The sequence below is a fragment of the Streptomyces sp. SCSIO ZS0520 genome (assembly GCF_025643355.1).
Classification (GTDB): domain Bacteria; phylum Actinomycetota; class Actinomycetes; order Streptomycetales; family Streptomycetaceae; genus Streptomyces; species Streptomyces physcomitrii.
The window spans coordinates 2,037,415-2,054,628 of the sequence record NZ_CP092644.1; the positions used below are offsets into that span (position 1 = coordinate 2,037,415).

Sequence of the window (17,214 nt, forward strand, 5' to 3'; positions counted from 1 at the left end):
TGCGGTACGGCCCGCGAATCCACCTCGGGGCAGCTTTCTCCCGATCTTTCCGGCACGTACCCGACGACCTCGCAGCCGCCCGCTCGACCCGGGCCGCGGGGCGCACCCTCACTCGTACGGGGGTCGCGCGCCGGGCTCCGAAGGGGTGAATCCGCGGGCGGCTCGGGCCCTGGTGGTCATGCCGGTAAGTCGTGGAACGCCCCTGTCAGCGCTAGAAAGGGCGCAAGCCCAGCCGTCAACCGCCCGCCGCGCACACCCTCAGGTGATCACATGATCGGCCGCATCCCGGTCCTTGACGTACACCCCGTCATCGAGTGCGGGCAGCGCCCCGCGAAGTCGGTGGCGGGCGAGGAGTTCGAGGTCAGCGCCACCGTCTTCCGCGAGGGCCATGAGGCGGTCGCGGCCGAGGTCGTGCTGCGCGATCCCGAGGGGCGCCCGGGCCCCCCGGTGCCGATGCGCGAGCTGGCCCCCGGCACCGACCGCTTCGGCGCCCGGGTCGCGCCCTCCGAGGAGGGCCGCTGGACCTTCGAGGTGCAGGCCTGGAGCGACCCGCTGAACACCTGGCGGCACACCGCGGGGATCAAGGTCCCGGCGGGCATCGACACCGAACTGGTCCTCGCGGAGGGCGCGCTGCTGCACGAGCGCGCCGCCGAGGGCGTACCGAAGAGCGAGGGCCGCCGCGAGCTGGTGCTGACCGCCGCCGACGCCCTGCGCGACAGGGCCCGCACCCCCGCCGCGCGCCTGGAGGCGGCCCTCGCGCCCCAGGTCACCGAGGTCCTCGACCGGCATCCGCTGCGCGAACTGCTCAGCTCCTCCGGCGAGTACCCGCTGCGGGTCGAGCGGCGGCGGGCCCTCTTCGGCTCCTGGTACGAGTTCTTCCCGCGCTCGGAGGGCGCCCGCGTCGAGGAGGGGAGGCCGCCGGTCAGCGGGACCTTCCGGACCGCGGCCGAGCGGCTGCCCGCGATCGCCGCGATGGGCTTCGACGTGGTGTACCTGCCGCCGGTCCACCCGATCGGCACCACCTTCCGCAAGGGCCCGGACAACGCCCTGACCGCGGGCCCGCACGACGTGGGCGTGCCCTGGGCGATCGGCTCCCCGGCGGGCGGCCACGACGCGGTCCACCCGGACCTCGGCACCCTCGACGACTTCGACGCCTTCGTCCGCCGGGCCCGGGACCTGCGCCTGGAGGTCGCCCTCGACTTCGCGCTCCAGTGCTCCCCGGACCACCCCTGGGTGAGCGAGCACCCCGAGTGGTTCCGGCACCGCCCGGACGGCACCATCGCCTACGCCGAGAACCCGCCGAAGAAGTACCAGGACATCTACCCCCTGGACTTCGACACCGACATGCCCGGGCTCGTGCGGGAGACGGTGCGGCTGCTGCGCTTCTGGATGGACCGCGGGGTGCGCATCTTCCGGGTCGACAATCCGCACACCAAGCCGGTGGTCTTCTGGGAGCGGGTGATCGCCGAGATCAACTCCGCCGACCCGGACGTCCTCTTCCTCGCCGAGGCCTTCACCCGGCCCGCGATGATGCGCACCCTCGGCGCCATCGGCTTCCAGCAGTCGTACACGTACTTCACCTGGCGCAACTCCAAGCGGGAGCTGACCGACTACCTCACCGAGCTGAGCGGCGAGAGCGCCGCGGTGATGCGGCCGAACCTCTTCGTGAACACCCCCGACATCCTGCACGCCTACCTCCAGGACGGCGGCCGCCCCGCCTTCGAGGTCCGCGCGGTGCTCGCCGCGACCCTCTCCCCCACCTGGGGCGTCTACAGCGGCTACGAGCTGTGCGAGAACCAGCCGCTGCGGCCGGGCAGCGAGGAGTACCTGCACTCCGAGAAGTACGAGCTGCGCCCGCGCGACTGGGAGGCGGCCGAGCGGGAGGGCCGCAGCATCGCGGGTCTGATCACCGCGCTGAACCGGATCCGGCGCCACCATCCGGCCCTGCAGCAGCTGCGCGATCTGCACTTCCACGAGACGGACCAGGAGGCGGTGCTCGCCTACTCCAAGCGCAGCGGCTCCAGCACCGTGCTCGTGGTGGTCAACCTCGATCCGCACCACGTCCAGGAGGCGACGGTCACGCTCGACCTCCCCCGGCTCGGCCTCGACCGGGACGAGCCGCTCGCCGTGCGCGACGAACTCACCGGCGAGAGCTACCAGTGGGGCCGCGCCAACTACGTGCGCCTCGATCCCGGCACCGCGCCCGCGCATGTCCTCGTCTGCCGCCCGGCCGGGCAGCAGGCGGCCGAGAACGGGACGCCGTCCGCCGGGCGGCGCGCTCCCGCGTCCTCGCAGACCAGGTCAGGAGGGTCACCCGCATCATGATCGTCAACGAGCCCGTACCGGACAAGTTCGAGGACACACCGGCCAGGGACCGCGACCCGGACTGGTTCAAACGCGCCGTCTTCTACGAGGTCCTGGTCCGCTCCTTCCAGGACAGCAACGGCGACGGCATCGGCGACCTCAAGGGCATCACCGCCAAGCTGGACTACCTCCAGTGGCTCGGCGTGGACTGCCTGTGGCTGCCGCCCTTCTTCAAGTCCCCGCTGCGGGACGGCGGTTACGACGTCGCCGACTACACCGCGGTGCTCCCGGAGTTCGGCGACCTCGCGGACTTCGTGGAGTTCGTGGACGGCGCCCACCAGCGGGGCATGCGCGTGATCATCGACTTCGTCATGAACCACACCAGCGACCAGCACCACTGGTTCCAGGAGTCCCGCCGCGACCCGGACGGCCCGTACGGCGACTACTACGTCTGGGCCGACGACGACAAGCAGTACCAGGACGCGCGGATCATCTTCGTCGACACCGAGGCCTCCAACTGGACCTTCGACCCGGTCCGCCAGCAGTACTACTGGCACCGCTTCTTCTCCCACCAGCCGGACCTCAACTACGAGAACCCGGCCGTCCAGGAGGAGATCCTCGCCGCCCTGAAGTTCTGGCTCGACCTCGGCATCGACGGCTTCCGCCTGGACGCGGTGCCCTACCTCTACGCGGAGGAGGGCACCAACTGCGAGAACCTGCCCGCCACCCACGAGATGCTGCGCAAGGTGCGCGCCGAGATCGACGAGCACTACCCGGACGTGGTGCTGCTCGCCGAGGCCAACCAGTGGCCCGAGGACGTCGTCGACTACTTCGGCGACTTCTCCAAGGGCGGCGACGAGTGCCATATGGCCTTCCACTTCCCGGTGATGCCGCGCATCTTCATGGCGGTGCGCCGCGAGTCGCGCTACCCGGTCTCGGAGATCCTCGCCAAGACCCCCGCGATCCCCTCCGGCTGCCAGTGGGGCATCTTCCTGCGCAACCACGACGAGCTGACCCTGGAGATGGTCACCGACGAGGAGCGCGACTACATGTACGCGGAGTACGCCAAGGACCCGCGGATGCGGGCCAATATCGGCATCCGCCGGCGCCTCGCCCCACTCCTGGACAACGACCGCAACCAGATCGAGCTGTTCACCGCCCTGCTGCTCTCGCTGCCCGGCTCGCCGATCCTCTACTACGGGGACGAGATCGGGATGGGCGACAACATCTGGCTGGGCGACCGGGACGCGGTGCGCACCCCGATGCAGTGGACCCCGGACCGCAACGCGGGCTTCTCCTCCAGCGATCCCGGCCGCCTCTTCCTGCCGACGATCATGGACCCGGTCTACGGCTACCAGGTCACCAATGTCGAGGCCTCGATGTCCTCGCCGTCCTCGCTGCTGCACTGGACGCGCCGGATGATCGAGATCCGCAAGCAGAACCCGGCCTTCGGCCTCGGCAGCTACACCGAGCTGTCCTCCTCCAACCCGGCGGTGCTCGCCTTCCTGCGCGAGGCCCCCTCCTCGGAGGGCGAGGACGACCTGGTGCTGTGCGTGCACAACTTCTCCCGCTTCCCGCAGCCGACCGAGCTGGACCTGCGCGAGTTCAACGGCCGCCATCCGGTCGAGCTGATCGGCGGAGTGCGCTTTCCGGCCATCGGTGAACTGCCCTATCTGCTCACCCTGGCCGGGCACGGCTTCTACTGGTTCCGGCTGCGCCGGGAGACCCTCGCTGCGTAAGGGAGCGGCCGGGGGCCCCGCGCGGGCCCCCGGCGCCCGCCCCGCCGCACCGGACCAAGGTCCGTTACGGGGCGGGAAGTACACGCTTGTCCGCACCGGCACCGGGCACCTTCTCCCCTGTCGGTCCACCGGGGCCGTATCCGGAAAATCCCACCCGCCCCGCGGGCGGACGAGGAGATCTCCCGGTCGCGGTCCCGGCCCGTCCCCGCGCGACCCGCGGACTCCGTCCGGGGGTACCCCCACCGCGTCGGCAGGTACTTCTCCGCCCCTTCCGCGAGACTGAGGGGGATTTGCCCAGATAGTCCTATGGTGTGCCCGGGGAAAGGACGCGAGCCATGCCGGAAGCCGTAGCCCGTCCAGGAACGGTCCCCCTCGCACGCCGCCAGCTGCTCGACTCGCTCGGCCCCCTGCTGCGCGAATGGCTGCCCCGGCAGCGCTGGTTCGCGGGCAAGGGCCGCCCGATCACCGGCTTCGAGCTGGTCTCCGCCACCGATCTGCTGCCGCCCGGATCCCCGCAGGGCCTGATCCACCTCCTGGTCCGCGTCAAGCAGCCGCCCGCCTCCGCGGAGCCGCCCGCCCCCCGCTCCTCGGACTGCTACCAGCTCCTGCTCGGCGTCCACCAGGCCCTGCCCCGGCACCTCGCCCCCGCCCTGATCGGCCACGCCCGCACCGGCCCGCTGCGCGGCCAGACCCTCTACGAGGCGCTGCACGACCCCCGGCTCGCGGAAGTGCTCCTGGAGGCGCTGCGCTCCCGGGCCCGGATCGGCAACCTCTGCTTCGAGCACGACAGCGGGACCGCGCTCCCGGCCAAGCTGCCGCCCCGGGTACTCGGCGCCGAGCAGTCCAACTCCTCGCTGATCTACGGGGATTCCTACATCCTCAAGCTGCTGCGCCGGGTGGTCGAGGGCGTCAACCCGGACCTGGAGCTGCCCCTGGTCCTCGCCCGGGACGGCTGCCGCCAGGTGCCCGCCCCCGCCGCCTGGTTCCTCGCCGACGGGTCCGCGGGCCAGGGCCACGCCACCGAGACCTCGGTGCTCGGCGTGATGACGCCCTTCCTCAGCGGCGCCGAGGGCGCCTGGGAGCTGGCCCTCGACGCGCTCGCCGCCCGCCGCCCCTTCACCGAGGAGGCGCACGGCCTCGGCCGGGCCACCGGCGCCGTGCACGCCTCGCTCGGCCGGGCGCTGCCCACCGTCACCCTCGGCCGCGCCCAGCTCGCGGTGCTCGCCCGCGCCATGACCGACCGGCTCGACGGCGCCGCCGAAGTGGTGCCCGCCCTGCGGGAGTTCACGCCCCGGCTGCGCACCGCCTTCACCGCGCTCGGCGCCCTCGACCCCGCCGAGCTGGCCTGGAGCGCCCAGCGGGTCCACGGCGACCTGCACCTCGGCCAGTGCCTGCGCCAGCGCTCCGGCGAGTGGTCGGTGATCGACTTCGAGGGCGAACCGGCCCGCCCGCTCGCCGAACGCCGGCTGCCGCAGCCCCCGGTGCGCGATGTCGCCGGGATGCTGCGCTCCTTCGACTACGCCGCCCGCACCCTGCCGCGCACCGCCGCCCAGGAGCACGCCGCAGGGCCCGGCGGCTCCGTCTCCGACGTGGGCTCCGGCTCGGCGGGCGAGGACCCCGCGGCGGGCGGGCCCGGCTCCTCCTGGTACGCCCAGTGGGCCGAGGACTGCCGGGCCGCCTACTGCGCCGGGTACGCCGAGGTGGCGGGCCGCGACCCGCGCGCCGACCCGGTGCTCCTCCGCGCCTACGAGACCGACAAGGCCGTCTACGAAGTCGTCTACGAATCCCGCAACCGCCCCGACTGGGTCTCCGTGCCCATGGCCGCCGTCCGCCGCCTCGCCGCCGCGGCCGGGCCCCGCTGACCTGCCCCGCCCCGAGGAAGGCACCTCCCGTGACCCCGAGCCCGTCCCCCGGCCGCCGCGCCCGCCCCGCCGAGCAGCCCGGCTCCCCGCCCCCGGCCGCCCCGCGGCGCGGCGCCCGCAAGCTGGGCACCCTCGCCTACACCGACCCCGCCCCCGGCGAGTCCGCCGCCCCGGGCACCGCCCCGGCCGCGGCCACCGGCGGCCCCGAGCGGCGCGCCCCCGCCGAGCACGGCGACGCGGCCGAGAAGCGCAGCCGCCGCCCGGCCCCGGCGGAGCCCGCCCGCCCCCGGCCGAAGGCGGCGAAGCCCAGCCGCCCGGCGAAGTCCCCGGCACCCACCGCCCCGGCCGAGGACGCGGCACCGCCCGCCGCCCCGGGGGACGCGGCACCGCCCGCCGAGGCCCCCGGCGCGGCCGAGCCGCCCACGCCCGCACCGCCCGCCCCGGACCCGGCCGCACCGCCCGCCCCCGAGCCCGGCCCCGCCGCCCTCTCCGCCGAGGACCGGCGGCGCCTGCTCGACGGGACGCACCACGAGCCGCACGCCGTGCTCGGGGCGCACCCGGTCGCCGAGGGCCTCTGCTTCCGGGCGCTGCGGCCCTTCGCGCGCGCGGTGACGGTACTCACCGAGGGCGCCGAGGGTGCCGAGTACCCCTTGGACGACGACGGCGAAGGCTTCTTCTCCGGGCTGCTGCCGCTGCGTTCGGTACCCGGGTACCGCTTGCGGATCGACTATCCGGACGGCGCGCACGAGGTCCACGACGCCTACGGATTCCTGCCCGCACTCGGCGAGTTCGACCTGCATCTGATCGGCGAGGGCCGCCACGAGGAGCTGTGGAAGGCGCTCGGCGCCGAGCCGATGGTGCACCAGCAGGTGGCCGGGACCCGGTTCACCGTCTGGGCGCCCCACGCGCGCGGGATCCGGGTCACCGGCTCCTTCAACTACTGGGACGGCACCGGCTTTCCGATGCGTTCGCTGGGCTCGACCGGGGTGTGGGAGCTCTTCGTGCCGGGGGTGCGCGAGGGCGAGCTGTACAAGTTCGAGATCACCCGCCCGGACGGCTCGAAGACCCTGCGCGCCGACCCGATGGCCCGCCGCACCGAGGTGCCGCCCGCCACCGCCTCGATCGTCGACGTCTCCCGCCACGAGTGGCAGGACGCGGACTGGCTCGGCAGGCGCGGCACCATCCCGGTGCACGAGGCCCCGTTCTCCGTCTACGAGCTCCATCTCGCCTCCTGGCGCCCGGGCCTGACGTACCGTCAACTCGCCGAGCAGCTGCCCGCGTACGTCAAGGACCTCGGCTTCACGCATGTGGAGCTGATGCCGGTCGCCGAGCACCCCTTCGGCGGCTCCTGGGGCTACCAGGTCACCGGCTTCTACGCGCCGACCTCCCGGATGGGCACCCCGGACGACTTCAAGTTCCTGGTGGACGCGCTGCACCGGGCCGGTATCGGGGTCCTGATGGACTGGGTCCCGGCGCACTTCCCGCGCGACGACTGGGCCCTGGCCGAATTCGACGGCCGCCCGCTGTACGAGCACGAGGACCCGGCCCGCGCCGCCCATCCGGACTGGGGCACCCTGGAGTTCGACTACGGCCGCAAGGAGGTGCGCAACTTCCTCGTCGCCAACGCGGTCTACTGGTGCCAGGAGTTCCACATCGACGGCCTGCGGGTGGACGCGGTGGCCTCGATGCTCTACCTCGACTACTCCCGCGAGGAGGGCGAGTGGAGCCCGAACGAGCACGGCGGCCGGGAGAACCTGGACGCGGTCGCCTTCCTCCAGGAGATGAACGCGACCGTCTACCGCCGGGTGCCCGGAGTGGTCACCGTCGCCGAGGAGTCCACCGCCTGGGACGGCGTCACCCGCGCCACCCACCACACCGGACCCGGCGGCTTCGGCGGACTCGGCTTCGGCCTGAAGTGGAACATGGGCTGGATGCACGACTCGCTCGGCTATATGCAACACGAGCCCGTGCACCGCAAGTTCCACCACCACGAGATGACCTTCTCGATGGTGTACGCGTACAGCGAGAACTACGTCCTGCCCATCTCGCACGACGAGGTGGTGCACGGCAAGCGCTCCCTGGTCTCCAAGATGCCCGGCGACTGGTGGCAGCAGCGGGCGGGCGACCGCGCCTACCTGGGCTTCATGTGGGCCCACCCGGGCAAGCAACTCCTGTTCATGGGGCAGGAGTTCGCCCAGGGCGCCGAGTGGTCGGAGGGGCACGGACCGGACTGGTGGCTGCTCGACCCGGCCTACGGCGCGGAGCCCGACCACCGGGGCGTACGCGATCTGGTGCGCGAGCTGAACACCGTCTACCGGCGCGAACTCCCGCTGTGGCAGCGGGACACCGACCCCGCCGGGTTCTCCTGGATCGCCGGGGACGCGGCGGAGGACAACGTCTTCGCCTTCTTCCGCCACGACGCCGCCGGCTCCCCGCTCCTCGCGGTGTCCAACTTCTCGCCGGTGGTGCGCGAGGACTACCGCCTCGGCGTCCCCGAGGAGATCCCGGCCTGGCAGGAGATCCTCAACACCGACGAGGAGCGCTTCGGCGGCAGCGGAATCCCCAGCACCCGGGGCCCGGCGAAACCCGAACCGCACCCGGCCCACGGCCGCCCGGCGAGCATCGGCCTCACCCTGCCGCCGCTGGCCACGGTGTGGTTGCGCCCGGCCTGAGGAGCCCCGGGGAGCAGTAGTCCTGAGGTTCCTGAAGAACACACCTGCGCGGCCCGGACGGAGGCAACTCCCGTCCGGGCCGCGGTGTTTCCCTGCGTACGGACCCCGCGTACCGCACAGCGCTCGCGTACCGCACGGCCTCCGCGCAACCGCCCGCCCTACGTGGTCCGGTAGGCCCGCAGGAAGGTCCGCACCCCCTCGGTGACGAGCGGCCGGACGCGGGGGTCCTCCACGGCGTTCGCGGAACCGAGCCGGTCCAGGGGGACGCCGAAGGTCAGCGCGATGAACTGGTCGGCCGCGAGCCGGGGGTCGGGGACGTCGAGCAGCCCGGCCTCGGCGAAGGCGGCGAACCGCTCGGCCAGTGCCTCGTCGGGGGTGTCGGCCATGGAGTTGTAGCCCCGGTGCGGCAGATGGCCGGACTCGGCACGGACCAGCCGCTGCAGGGTGGCGTACTCCGCCGAGCCGAGCATGTCGGTCGCGATCCGCATCGAGAAGGTGATCAGGGCGTCCTCCAGGTCGGCGGTCCCGGGCAGGGCGGTCAGGGTGTCGTCCAGGGTGCGCCGGATCGTGGTGATCAGCGACTGGCCGACGCCGTCGACGACCGCCTGGAGCAGCGTCCGCTTGTCGCCGAAGTAGTCGTAGACCGTCCGCTTGGACACCTTCGCCCGGGCGGCGACGGCGTCGACGCTGGACCGGTCGAACCCCTCGGCGAGGAACAGTTCCCGGGCCGCCGCGAGGATCGCGGCCCGCTTCTGGGCGGACCCCTCGCGCAGCGTCTTCTCACCCGGTGTCTTCGTGGTCGGCATGGGCACATCCTAATACTTCTACACTGCACGGTGTAGTGTAGTTCTGGAGCCGGGGCGCGGACCGTACGTGTCCACCCGCTCCGACCGGCACGGCCGCGCGGGCGGCAGGCACTCCGCGTACGTCCGCACCGCCCCCACCCGTTCGCCCTCGACTCATCCGGCCACGACGGAAGAAGGACGTCCATGACCGCAACTCTGGCTGCCCCGGTCCGCATCGGGAGGTCCGCTGTCGGGGCCCTCGGGCTGCTGGCGGTCGCCACCGGTGCCCTGGAGTCGGTGGTGACGCCGACCCTCCCGCTGCTCCAGCGCGAGCTGGGCATGACCCCCGCCGAAGGCGCGCTGCTCAGCATCGTGCTGCTCATCACCGGGGCGCTGGTCACCCCGGTCGCGGGCCGGTTCGGCGACCGCTACGGCGGAAAGAAGGTCCTGATCCGGCTGATGGCGGTGGTCTCGGCCGGTGGTCTGGTCTCCGCCCTGGCGCCGAATCTGCCCGTGCTGTTAGTCGGCCAGATACTGCAGGGAGCGATGGTGGGCGCGCTGCCCCTGTCGTTCATCCTGGTGCGCGCGCACCTGCCCGCGGGCGAGTCGAAGGTCGCCATCGGGGTGGTGAGCGGCCTGTTCGTCGGCGGCGGGATGGCGGGCACGCTGTCCGCCGGGCCGGTGGCCGAAGGGCTGTCCCGGCACTGGATGTTCGCGCTGCCGACCCTCGCGGTCATCGGGGCCACCCTCCTGGTGAACGGCCTGCTGCCCGGGGACCCGCCGGGCCGCTCGGACCGGGCCGGGGTGGACTGGCCGGGCCTGGTCCTGCTGAGCGGGACCCTGGTCACGCTCATGCTGGTCCTCGCGCTCGCCCCCGAGGCCGCCGCGCAGCCGCTCGCGCTCGGCGCCCTGCTGGTGGTCCTGGCCGCCTTCACGACCGGCTGGATCGCCGTGGAGCGCCGCGCCCCCGCGCCGATGGTCGACCTCGGCCTGCTCGCCCGGCCCGCGGTGTGGAAGTCGTGCGCCCTGACCTTCGTGATCTGCCTGGGCACCTCGGTGGCCGTCTACCTCGTCCCGCAGCTGCTCGCGGTCCCGGAGAGGGAGTACGGCTTCGGGGCGGGCGCCACCGAGATCGGCTTCATCCTGCTGCCCGGCGCCCTGACCGCCGCGCTCGCCGGGCCGCTCAGCGGGATCGGCGCCCGGCGCTTCGGCTCCCGTGCCGTGGTCACCACCGGCACCTTCCTGATGATCACCGCCCTGCTCGCGCTGGCCGCCGTGCACACCGAGATCTGGCACCTGGTCACCGGCAAGGCCCTGATCGCGCTCGCCAACGGCCTCTGCGTGACGGCCCTGGTGACCCGCACCGCCACCGGTGTCGAGCAGAGCGAGACCGGCATCGCCACCAGCCTGGTCCTGGTGACCCGCGTACTCGGCTTCGCGGTCGGCGCGCAGCTCAGCGGCGCGCTGCTCACCGCCTGGACCCCCTCCGGCTCGGATGTCCCGGCCGAATCGGCCTTCGCCACCGGCTTCTTCCTCGCCGGGGCCGTCACCGCGCTGTCCCTGCTCGTCGTCCGCACCCTCAGCAAAGGAGTAGAGGAATGACCCGCACCCCGAGGAAGAGTCGTACGAGGCCGCCGCGCACGGTCCTGGTCTCCGGGGCCGGAATCGCGGGCCCCGCCCTCGCCTTCTGGCTGAACCGCCGCGGTTGCGCGGTCACGGTGGTCGAGAAGGCGGCCGCCCCGCGCAGCGGCGGGTACCCGATCGATGTGCGCGGCACCGCCCTGGAGGTGGTCCGGCGGATGGGGATCCTGCCGCGGCTGCGGGAGGCCCATGTCGACCTGCGGCGGCTGACCTTCCTGGACGGCGACGGCGGCGAGGTGGCCTCGGTCGCCCCGCACGCCGTCACCGGCGGGGTCGGGGGACGGGACCTGGAGGTGCGGCGCGGGGATCTGACCGGCGTGCTGCACGCGGCGGTCCGGGACGACGTGGAGTTCCTCTTCGACGACTCCGTGGCCGCCCTCGACGAGTGCGGCCACGGAGTCGAGGTCACCTTCCGCAGCGGCCTGAGCCGTACCTTCGACCTGGTCGTCGGCGCGGACGGGATGCACTCGCGCACCCGGGAGTCCGTGTTCGGCCCCGAGGAGCGGTTCCACCGGTATCTCGGCTACTGCTTCGCCGGGTTCACCGTGCCCAACACCTTCGGGCTCTCCCACGAGGCGGTGCTGTGGAACACCCCGGGCCGGGCCGCGGTCCTCTACGCCACCGGGGACGGCGAGGAGGTGCACGCCTTCCTGAACTTCGCCCACCCGGACCCGCCGTTCCACGCCTTCCGGGATCCGGGGGCCCAACGCGCCCTGGTCGCCGGGGTGTTCGCCGACGCGCGCTGGGAGGTCCCGGGCATGCTCGCCGCCCTGCACGAGGCGGACGACCTCTTCTTCGACACGGTCAGCCAGATCCGGATGCCCCGCTGGTCCCGCGGCCGGGTCGCGCTGGTGGGCGACGCCGCGTACGCGCCCTCCTTCCTCACCGGGCAGGGCACCAGCCTCGCCCTCGTCGGCGCGTACATGCTCGCCGGTTCGCTCGCCGGGCGGGACCACGCCGCGGGCTTCGCCGCCTACGAGGACGGCACCCGCGCGTTCGTGACCGTCAACCAGGACCAGGTGGGCGAGGGCGGTGCCGCGCTCTTCCCGACCACCGCCCTCGCCCTGGAGCAGCGCAACGCGATGCTGCGCGGGCTCAGCACCCTGCCCGCCGCGGAAGGCCGGCCGGCCCATTCGGCCCTCGCCCTGCCGGAGTTCACGGCCGCGGGGTGAGCTCCGGGAGCGCCGACCGCAGCGCCGGGGGCAGCTCCCCCGTGTGCACCAGGCCCAGCGACCGCGTGGCCCGGGTCAGCGCCACGTACAGGTCGCCGGCCGGGTACTGCTGCGGTTCGACCACGATGACCCGGTCGAACTCCAGGCCCTTGGCGGCCCGCGGGTCGAGCAGGACCAGGTGGCGGGTGAGGTCCGGCTCCTCGCCCGCCCGGACCCCGGGCAGGACCGCGGCGAGTTCGGGGTGCAGGGCGCGCGGGGCGATCACCGCGAGGCGGCCCTCCTCGGGGGTCTCGGCGGCGGCCGCCTCGGCGACGGCGGCGGGCAGGTCCGCCGCCGAGCGCGCCCAGGGCCGGGTGCCGGTCGCCCGCACCGAGCGAGGCGCCTCGGCACCGGGGTTCGCGGCGTGCAGGACCGCGGTGGCGAGGTCCATGATCTCGGCGGGGGTGCGGTAGTTGACGCTCAGCCGGGTGTGCTCCCAGCGGTCGCCGACGTAGGGCGCGAGGATCTTCTCCCAGGAGCCGGTGGCCGCCTCCTGGGAGGTCTGCGCCGGGTCGCCGACCAGGGTCATCGAGCGGGTCGGGCTGCGGCGCATCAGCAACCGCCAGGCCATCGGGGTGAGTTCCTGCGCCTCGTCGACGATGATGTGGCCGAAGGCCCAGGTGCGGTCGGCGGCGGCGCGCTCCGCGGCGCTGCGGTGGTCGGCCTCCTCGTGCCGCTCGGCCATCCGCTCCGCGTCGATGATGTCGTGCGCGGACAGCACCTCGGACTCCTCGTCCTCGAACTCGAAGGTCTCCGAGCCGCGGGAGAGTTCGAGCACGCCCTGCGCGTAGGAGACGCGCTCCTGCTCCTCGGCCCTGGCCGCCGCCCGCTCGGCGGTGTCGTCGTGGCCGAGCAGTTCGGCGGCCTCGTCGAGCAGGGGCACATCGGCCGGGGTCCATGCGGCGCCGGGGTCCCGGCGCAGCGCCGCCGCGTCCGCCTCGGGCAGGCCCGAGGGCGCGGCCAGGAAGTCGGTGAGGAAGCCCTCCGGGGTCAGCGCGGGCCACAACTCCTCGACGGCGGCGTGCACTTCGGCGCTGGCCGCGACGCCCTTGCCGAGCTGGGCGAGGTCGTCGGGGCCGAGGAAGTTGGGGCCGCCGTACGGGTCGGTGCCGAGCCGGTCGGCGAGTTGGGCGGTGAGCGCGTCGATCAGCCGGAAGGCGAAGTGCGGGCGGGCCAGGTTGTGCGGCAGCAGGGTGTCCCGGGCCGCCTGCCGGGCCTCGTAGGCGATCTCCCAGTCGACGACCAGGTCACCGTCCTCGTGCGTGAGCACCAGCGGCTCACCGGGCTCGGGCAGCCGCTGCCGGTCGCGTACGGCGAGGGCGAGCGCCTCGGCCATCTCGGCGCGGCCCTTGACGGCCGCCGCCCGCGGGGTGTCGGTGCCGGTGGCGCGCACCCCCGGGTACAGCTCGCCGACGCTGGCGAGCAGCACGCCGGTCTCGCCGAGCGCGGGCAGCACCTCGCCGATGTAGCCGAGGAAGGCCGGGTTGGGGCCGACGATGAGGACGGCGCGGCGGGCGAGGAGTTCGCGGTGCTCGTAGAGCAGGTAGGCGGCGCGGTGCAGGGCGACGGCGGTCTTGCCGGTGCCGGGGCCGCCCTCCACGACGAGGACGCCGCGGTGCGGGGCGCGGATGATGCGGTCCTGGTCGGCCTGGATGGTGCGCACGATGTCGCCCATCCGTCCGGTGCGCGCGGAGTCCAGGGCGGCGAGCAGCACGGCGTCGCCGGTCGGGTCCTCGTGCCCGGTGCGGGTGGGGTCCCCGAGGTCGAGGATCTCGTCGTGCAGGGCGGTGACGGTGCGGCCCTCGCTGGTGAGGTGGCGGCGCCGGCGCAGGCCCATCGGGGTGTGCCCGGTGGCCAGGTAGAAGGGGCGGGCGACGGGGGCGCGCCAGTCGATGAGCAGCGGGGTGTGCTCGGCGTCGTCCTCGCGGATGCCGATCCGGCCGATGTGGTGGGTGGGCCCGGGCGCGGTGCCGTCCTCCTGGGCCGCGAGGTCGATCCGGCCGAAGCAGAGCGAGCCGTCGACCGCGTTGAGGGCGGCGAGCAGTCCGGAGCGCTCGGCGACCAGCACATCGCGTTCGAGCCGCGCCTGGAGCCCCTTGCCGACCTCGGTCAGCGCGTCGGTCACGGCCTCCTCGGCGTGGCCGCGCAGCGCGTCCACCCGTGCGTAGAGCCGGTCCACGAATTGCTGTTCCTCCCGCAATTCCGGATCCGGGTATTCACTGTTTGACAATTTCGCTCCCGCCCGCATATACTGACCTCAGTCTTCACGCGAATTCATACCGCGACTCCACGCACGTCTTACTTTCCGCGCAGTCGCGAAAGATTCAATATACGCAAGGAAATCCTCCGGCGGCAATTCGCCCCGGGGGATTTCCCGTGTCCGGCCCGTTCGGCCCGGTTCCACGAGGCCTCAGCCGCCGATGTTCGCCAGCACGCCGAAGACCCCGCCCCAGGGGTCCCGCACCCCGGCCGCGCGCCCGAAGGGCGTCTGGGCAGGCGGGTTCAGCACCTCGCCGCCGAGTCCGGTCGCCGCCCGGGCGAACTTGTCCACGTCCGCGCAGGAGAAGGCGACCAGCCAGAACGGCGGCGTCTCGGGCGGATAGGCGGCCATGTCGCCGATACCGCCGACCGGCCGCTCGGCGCCCGGCGGGAAGAGGCCGAGGGCGCCCTCGATCCGGGGAATGGGGCGGGAGTCGAGTGCGAAGACCCGTGCGTAGAATTCGGCGGCTCCGGCGGGGTCCCGGGTCTCGCAGTTGTTCCAGAGCAGCGAGCCCGGTTCGTTCACCAGCTCCGCTCCGCGGTATTCCCGCGACTGCCAGATCCCGAAAGCGGCACCCGTCGGATCGGCGAGCATCGCCATCCGCCCGAGGTCCCCGATGTCGAACACCTCGGTGAAGGGCACCCCGCCCGCCTCCCGCGCCCGGCGCAGGGTCTCGTCCGCGTCCTCGGTGGCGAGATACGTGGTCCAGACGTGCGGCGGATCCTCGGCGCCCCGGGCGGCCTGCCGGGCGCCGATGCCGCAGACCGCGCGGCCGTCCTTGCGCAGGGTCGCGTAGCCGCCGGTCGCGGGCGGCCCGAACTCGCCGGTCCAGCCGAAGAGTTCGCGGTAGAAGTCCATCGCCGCCCGCTGGTCCTCGGCCATGAGATCGACCCAGCAGGGGGTTCCGGGAGTGAAGGGCTCATGGATCTCGGGCATGGGAAACGGCCTCCCGTACGGGACTGAGCGGCGCCGGCGCCTCACCACCACTCTGGCACGGTTCCCCACGAGGTGCGCCGTATGCCGGACAGCTCCCCTTTCCTCCGGGAAACGAGACTGATCCGCGCCGGCACTCTGCCGGCGCGGATCAGTCTCGGGTGCCCGGTGCGCCGAGGAGCCTCGGCGGGCGGCCCCGGTTCAGCTCGTGGCCGCGCCCTGCTGTCCCTCACGCGCCGCGGGGACCTTGGCGGTGTCCTGGGGTTCCGTGCCGTCCCCCGGTGCCGTGGCCTCGTGTCCGCCCGCGCCGTCCGCGGCGGCCTTGTCGAGCCTGCTGTAGTCGAAGGGCGCCTTGCCCGCCAGGACCTCACGGACCCGGACCTTGTCGATCTCCTTGGTCCACGTCCCGATCAGCAGCGTCGCCACCGCGTTGCCCGCGAAGTTCGTCAACGCCCGCGCCTCACTCATGAACCGGTCGATCCCCACGATCAACCCCACCCCGTCCAGGAGTTCGGGCCGATGCGACTGCAGACCGCCCGCCAGCGTCGCGAGCCCCGCACCCGTCACACCCGCCGCACCCTTCGACGCGATGATCATGAACACCAGCAGCGAGATCTGCTCACCCGCACTCAGCGGATCATCCATCGCGTTCGCCACGAACAACGACGCCATCGTCAGATAGATCGCCGTCCCGTCCAGATTGAACGAGTACCCCGTCGGCACGGTGATCCCCACCACCGGCCTGGACACCCCCAGATGCTCCATCTTCGCGATCAACTGCGGCAACGCCGACTCCGACGACGACGTCGACAGGATCAACAAGAACTCCCGCCCCAGATACGCCAGCAACCGGAAGATGTTCACCCCCGTCACCAGCTTCAACAACGTCCCCAGGACCACGACCACGAACAGCACACACGTCGTGTAGAACCCGATCATGATCACCGCGAGCGAGGTCAGCGCGTCCGTACCCGTCTCCCCGACCACCGCCGCGATCGCCCCGAACGCACCGATCGGCGCCACCCACATCACTATCGACAAGATCCGGAACACCAGACGCTGAATGTGCTCGATCCCCCGCAGCACCGGACGCCCCGCATCACCCAGGGCCTGCAACCCGAAGCCCACCAGCAGCGCCACCAGAAGCGTCTGCAACACCTCACCCGCCGTCAGCGCCGACACCAGCGACGTCGGAATGATCCCCAGCAGGAAATCGGTCGTGGACTCACTCGCACCCTCGGCCTGGGCCTCGCCCGCCCCGCGTACCGCCTCGGTGATGTGCAGCCCACTGCCCGGCTCCAGCAGATTGCCGACCACCAGACCGATCGCCAGCGCCACCGTCGACATCGCCATGAAATACAGCAGCGCGAGACCGCCGACCGCACCGACCTTCGCCGCCTTGCGGACCGAACCCACCCCGAGCACGATCGTGCAGAAGATGATCGGCGAGATCATCATCTTGATCAGATTCACAAACCCGGTACCGATCGGCTTCAACTCCACCGCCGCATCAGGCCAGATGAATCCCACCGCGATACCCGCCGCCACCGCGACGATCACCGCCAGATACAACAGATGAGTACGGGCGCGTCCCGCACCGGGCGCGGCTTTCTTCGCGTCGGCCATGGGCGGCTCGGCCATGGGGTGCCTCCTGGTTCGGCTTCATCGGCGTACGGTCCGATCGGTCCGGCCGGACCGGGCGGTCCGGCTGTCGTGATCGGCTCGATCGTCCTGATCGGTTGGTGCGATCGGCCCGACCGGCGGGGATCGCGGTGCGGTACGGCCGGTGCGTACCCCCGCTGCGGGC

Annotated in this window: 10 protein-coding genes; 6 read left to right on the forward strand and 4 right to left on the reverse strand. The window is 72.8% G+C overall.

Annotated elements, in window-relative coordinates:
• Positions 1 to 270: 270 nt before the first annotated feature.
• The 4 genes from MID12_RS07290 (at position 271) to glgB (ending at position 8,577) form a co-directional block, all read left to right on the forward strand.
• The gene (locus MID12_RS07290) at positions 271 to 2,325 is read left to right on the forward strand and encodes an alpha-1,4-glucan--maltose-1-phosphate maltosyltransferase (protein ID WP_263165522.1); all 2,055 of its coding nucleotides are present in this window, start codon (positions 271 to 273) and stop codon (positions 2,323 to 2,325) included.
• The gene (gene treS / locus MID12_RS07295) at positions 2,322 to 4,043 is read left to right on the forward strand and encodes a maltose alpha-D-glucosyltransferase (RefSeq protein ID WP_040248129.1); all 1,722 of its coding nucleotides are present in this window, start codon (positions 2,322 to 2,324) and stop codon (positions 4,041 to 4,043) included. Before MID12_RS07290 ends, treS begins: the two co-directional genes overlap by 4 nt.
• Positions 4,044 to 4,378: 335 nt before the next feature.
• The gene (locus MID12_RS07300; protein ID WP_040248131.1) at positions 4,379 to 5,905 is read left to right on the forward strand and encodes a maltokinase N-terminal cap-like domain-containing protein; all 1,527 of its coding nucleotides are present in this window, start codon (positions 4,379 to 4,381) and stop codon (positions 5,903 to 5,905) included.
• A gap of 29 nt (positions 5,906 to 5,934) precedes the next feature.
• Complete coding sequence (gene glgB, locus MID12_RS07305) at positions 5,935 to 8,577, forward strand: 1,4-alpha-glucan branching enzyme (RefSeq protein WP_263165524.1); 2,643 nt, start codon at positions 5,935 to 5,937, stop codon at positions 8,575 to 8,577.
• A gap of 158 nt (positions 8,578 to 8,735) precedes the next feature.
• Here the strand turns inward: glgB and MID12_RS07310 are convergent, their stop codons facing one another.
• A complete protein-coding gene (locus tag MID12_RS07310) occupies positions 8,736 to 9,383 on the reverse strand; it encodes a TetR/AcrR family transcriptional regulator (protein ID WP_263165525.1) in 648 nt (215 codons plus the stop codon).
• A gap of 183 nt (positions 9,384 to 9,566) precedes the next feature.
• On the opposite strand from MID12_RS07310, the gene MID12_RS07315 reads away from it, so the two are divergent.
• Together MID12_RS07315 and MID12_RS07320 are read left to right on the forward strand one after the other, a co-directional pair.
• The gene (locus MID12_RS07315) at positions 9,567 to 10,964 is read left to right on the forward strand and encodes an MFS transporter (protein WP_263165526.1); all 1,398 of its coding nucleotides are present in this window, start codon (positions 9,567 to 9,569) and stop codon (positions 10,962 to 10,964) included.
• Entirely contained in the window at positions 10,961 to 12,175 is a 1,215-nt protein-coding gene (locus MID12_RS07320; protein WP_040248137.1) for an FAD-dependent monooxygenase, read from the forward strand. The genes MID12_RS07315 and MID12_RS07320 overlap by 4 nt, the downstream gene beginning before the upstream one ends.
• Here the strand turns inward: MID12_RS07320 and MID12_RS07325 are convergent.
• The 3 genes from MID12_RS07325 to MID12_RS07335 form a co-directional block, all read right to left on the reverse strand.
• Positions 12,159 to 14,414, reverse strand: coding sequence for a HelD family protein (locus MID12_RS07325; protein WP_263172942.1), 2,256 nt, complete (start codon positions 14,412 to 14,414; stop codon positions 12,159 to 12,161). The genes MID12_RS07320 and MID12_RS07325 overlap by 17 nt on opposite strands.
• Positions 14,415 to 14,624: 210 nt before the next feature.
• Entirely contained in the window at positions 14,625 to 15,410 is a 786-nt protein-coding gene (locus MID12_RS07330) for a VOC family protein (RefSeq protein ID WP_263165528.1), read from the reverse strand.
• 198 nt (positions 15,411 to 15,608) lie between these two features.
• Entirely contained in the window at positions 15,609 to 17,048 is a 1,440-nt protein-coding gene (locus MID12_RS07335) for a cation:dicarboxylate symporter family transporter (protein ID WP_411576917.1), read from the reverse strand.
• Positions 17,049 to 17,214: the final 166 nt, after the last annotated feature.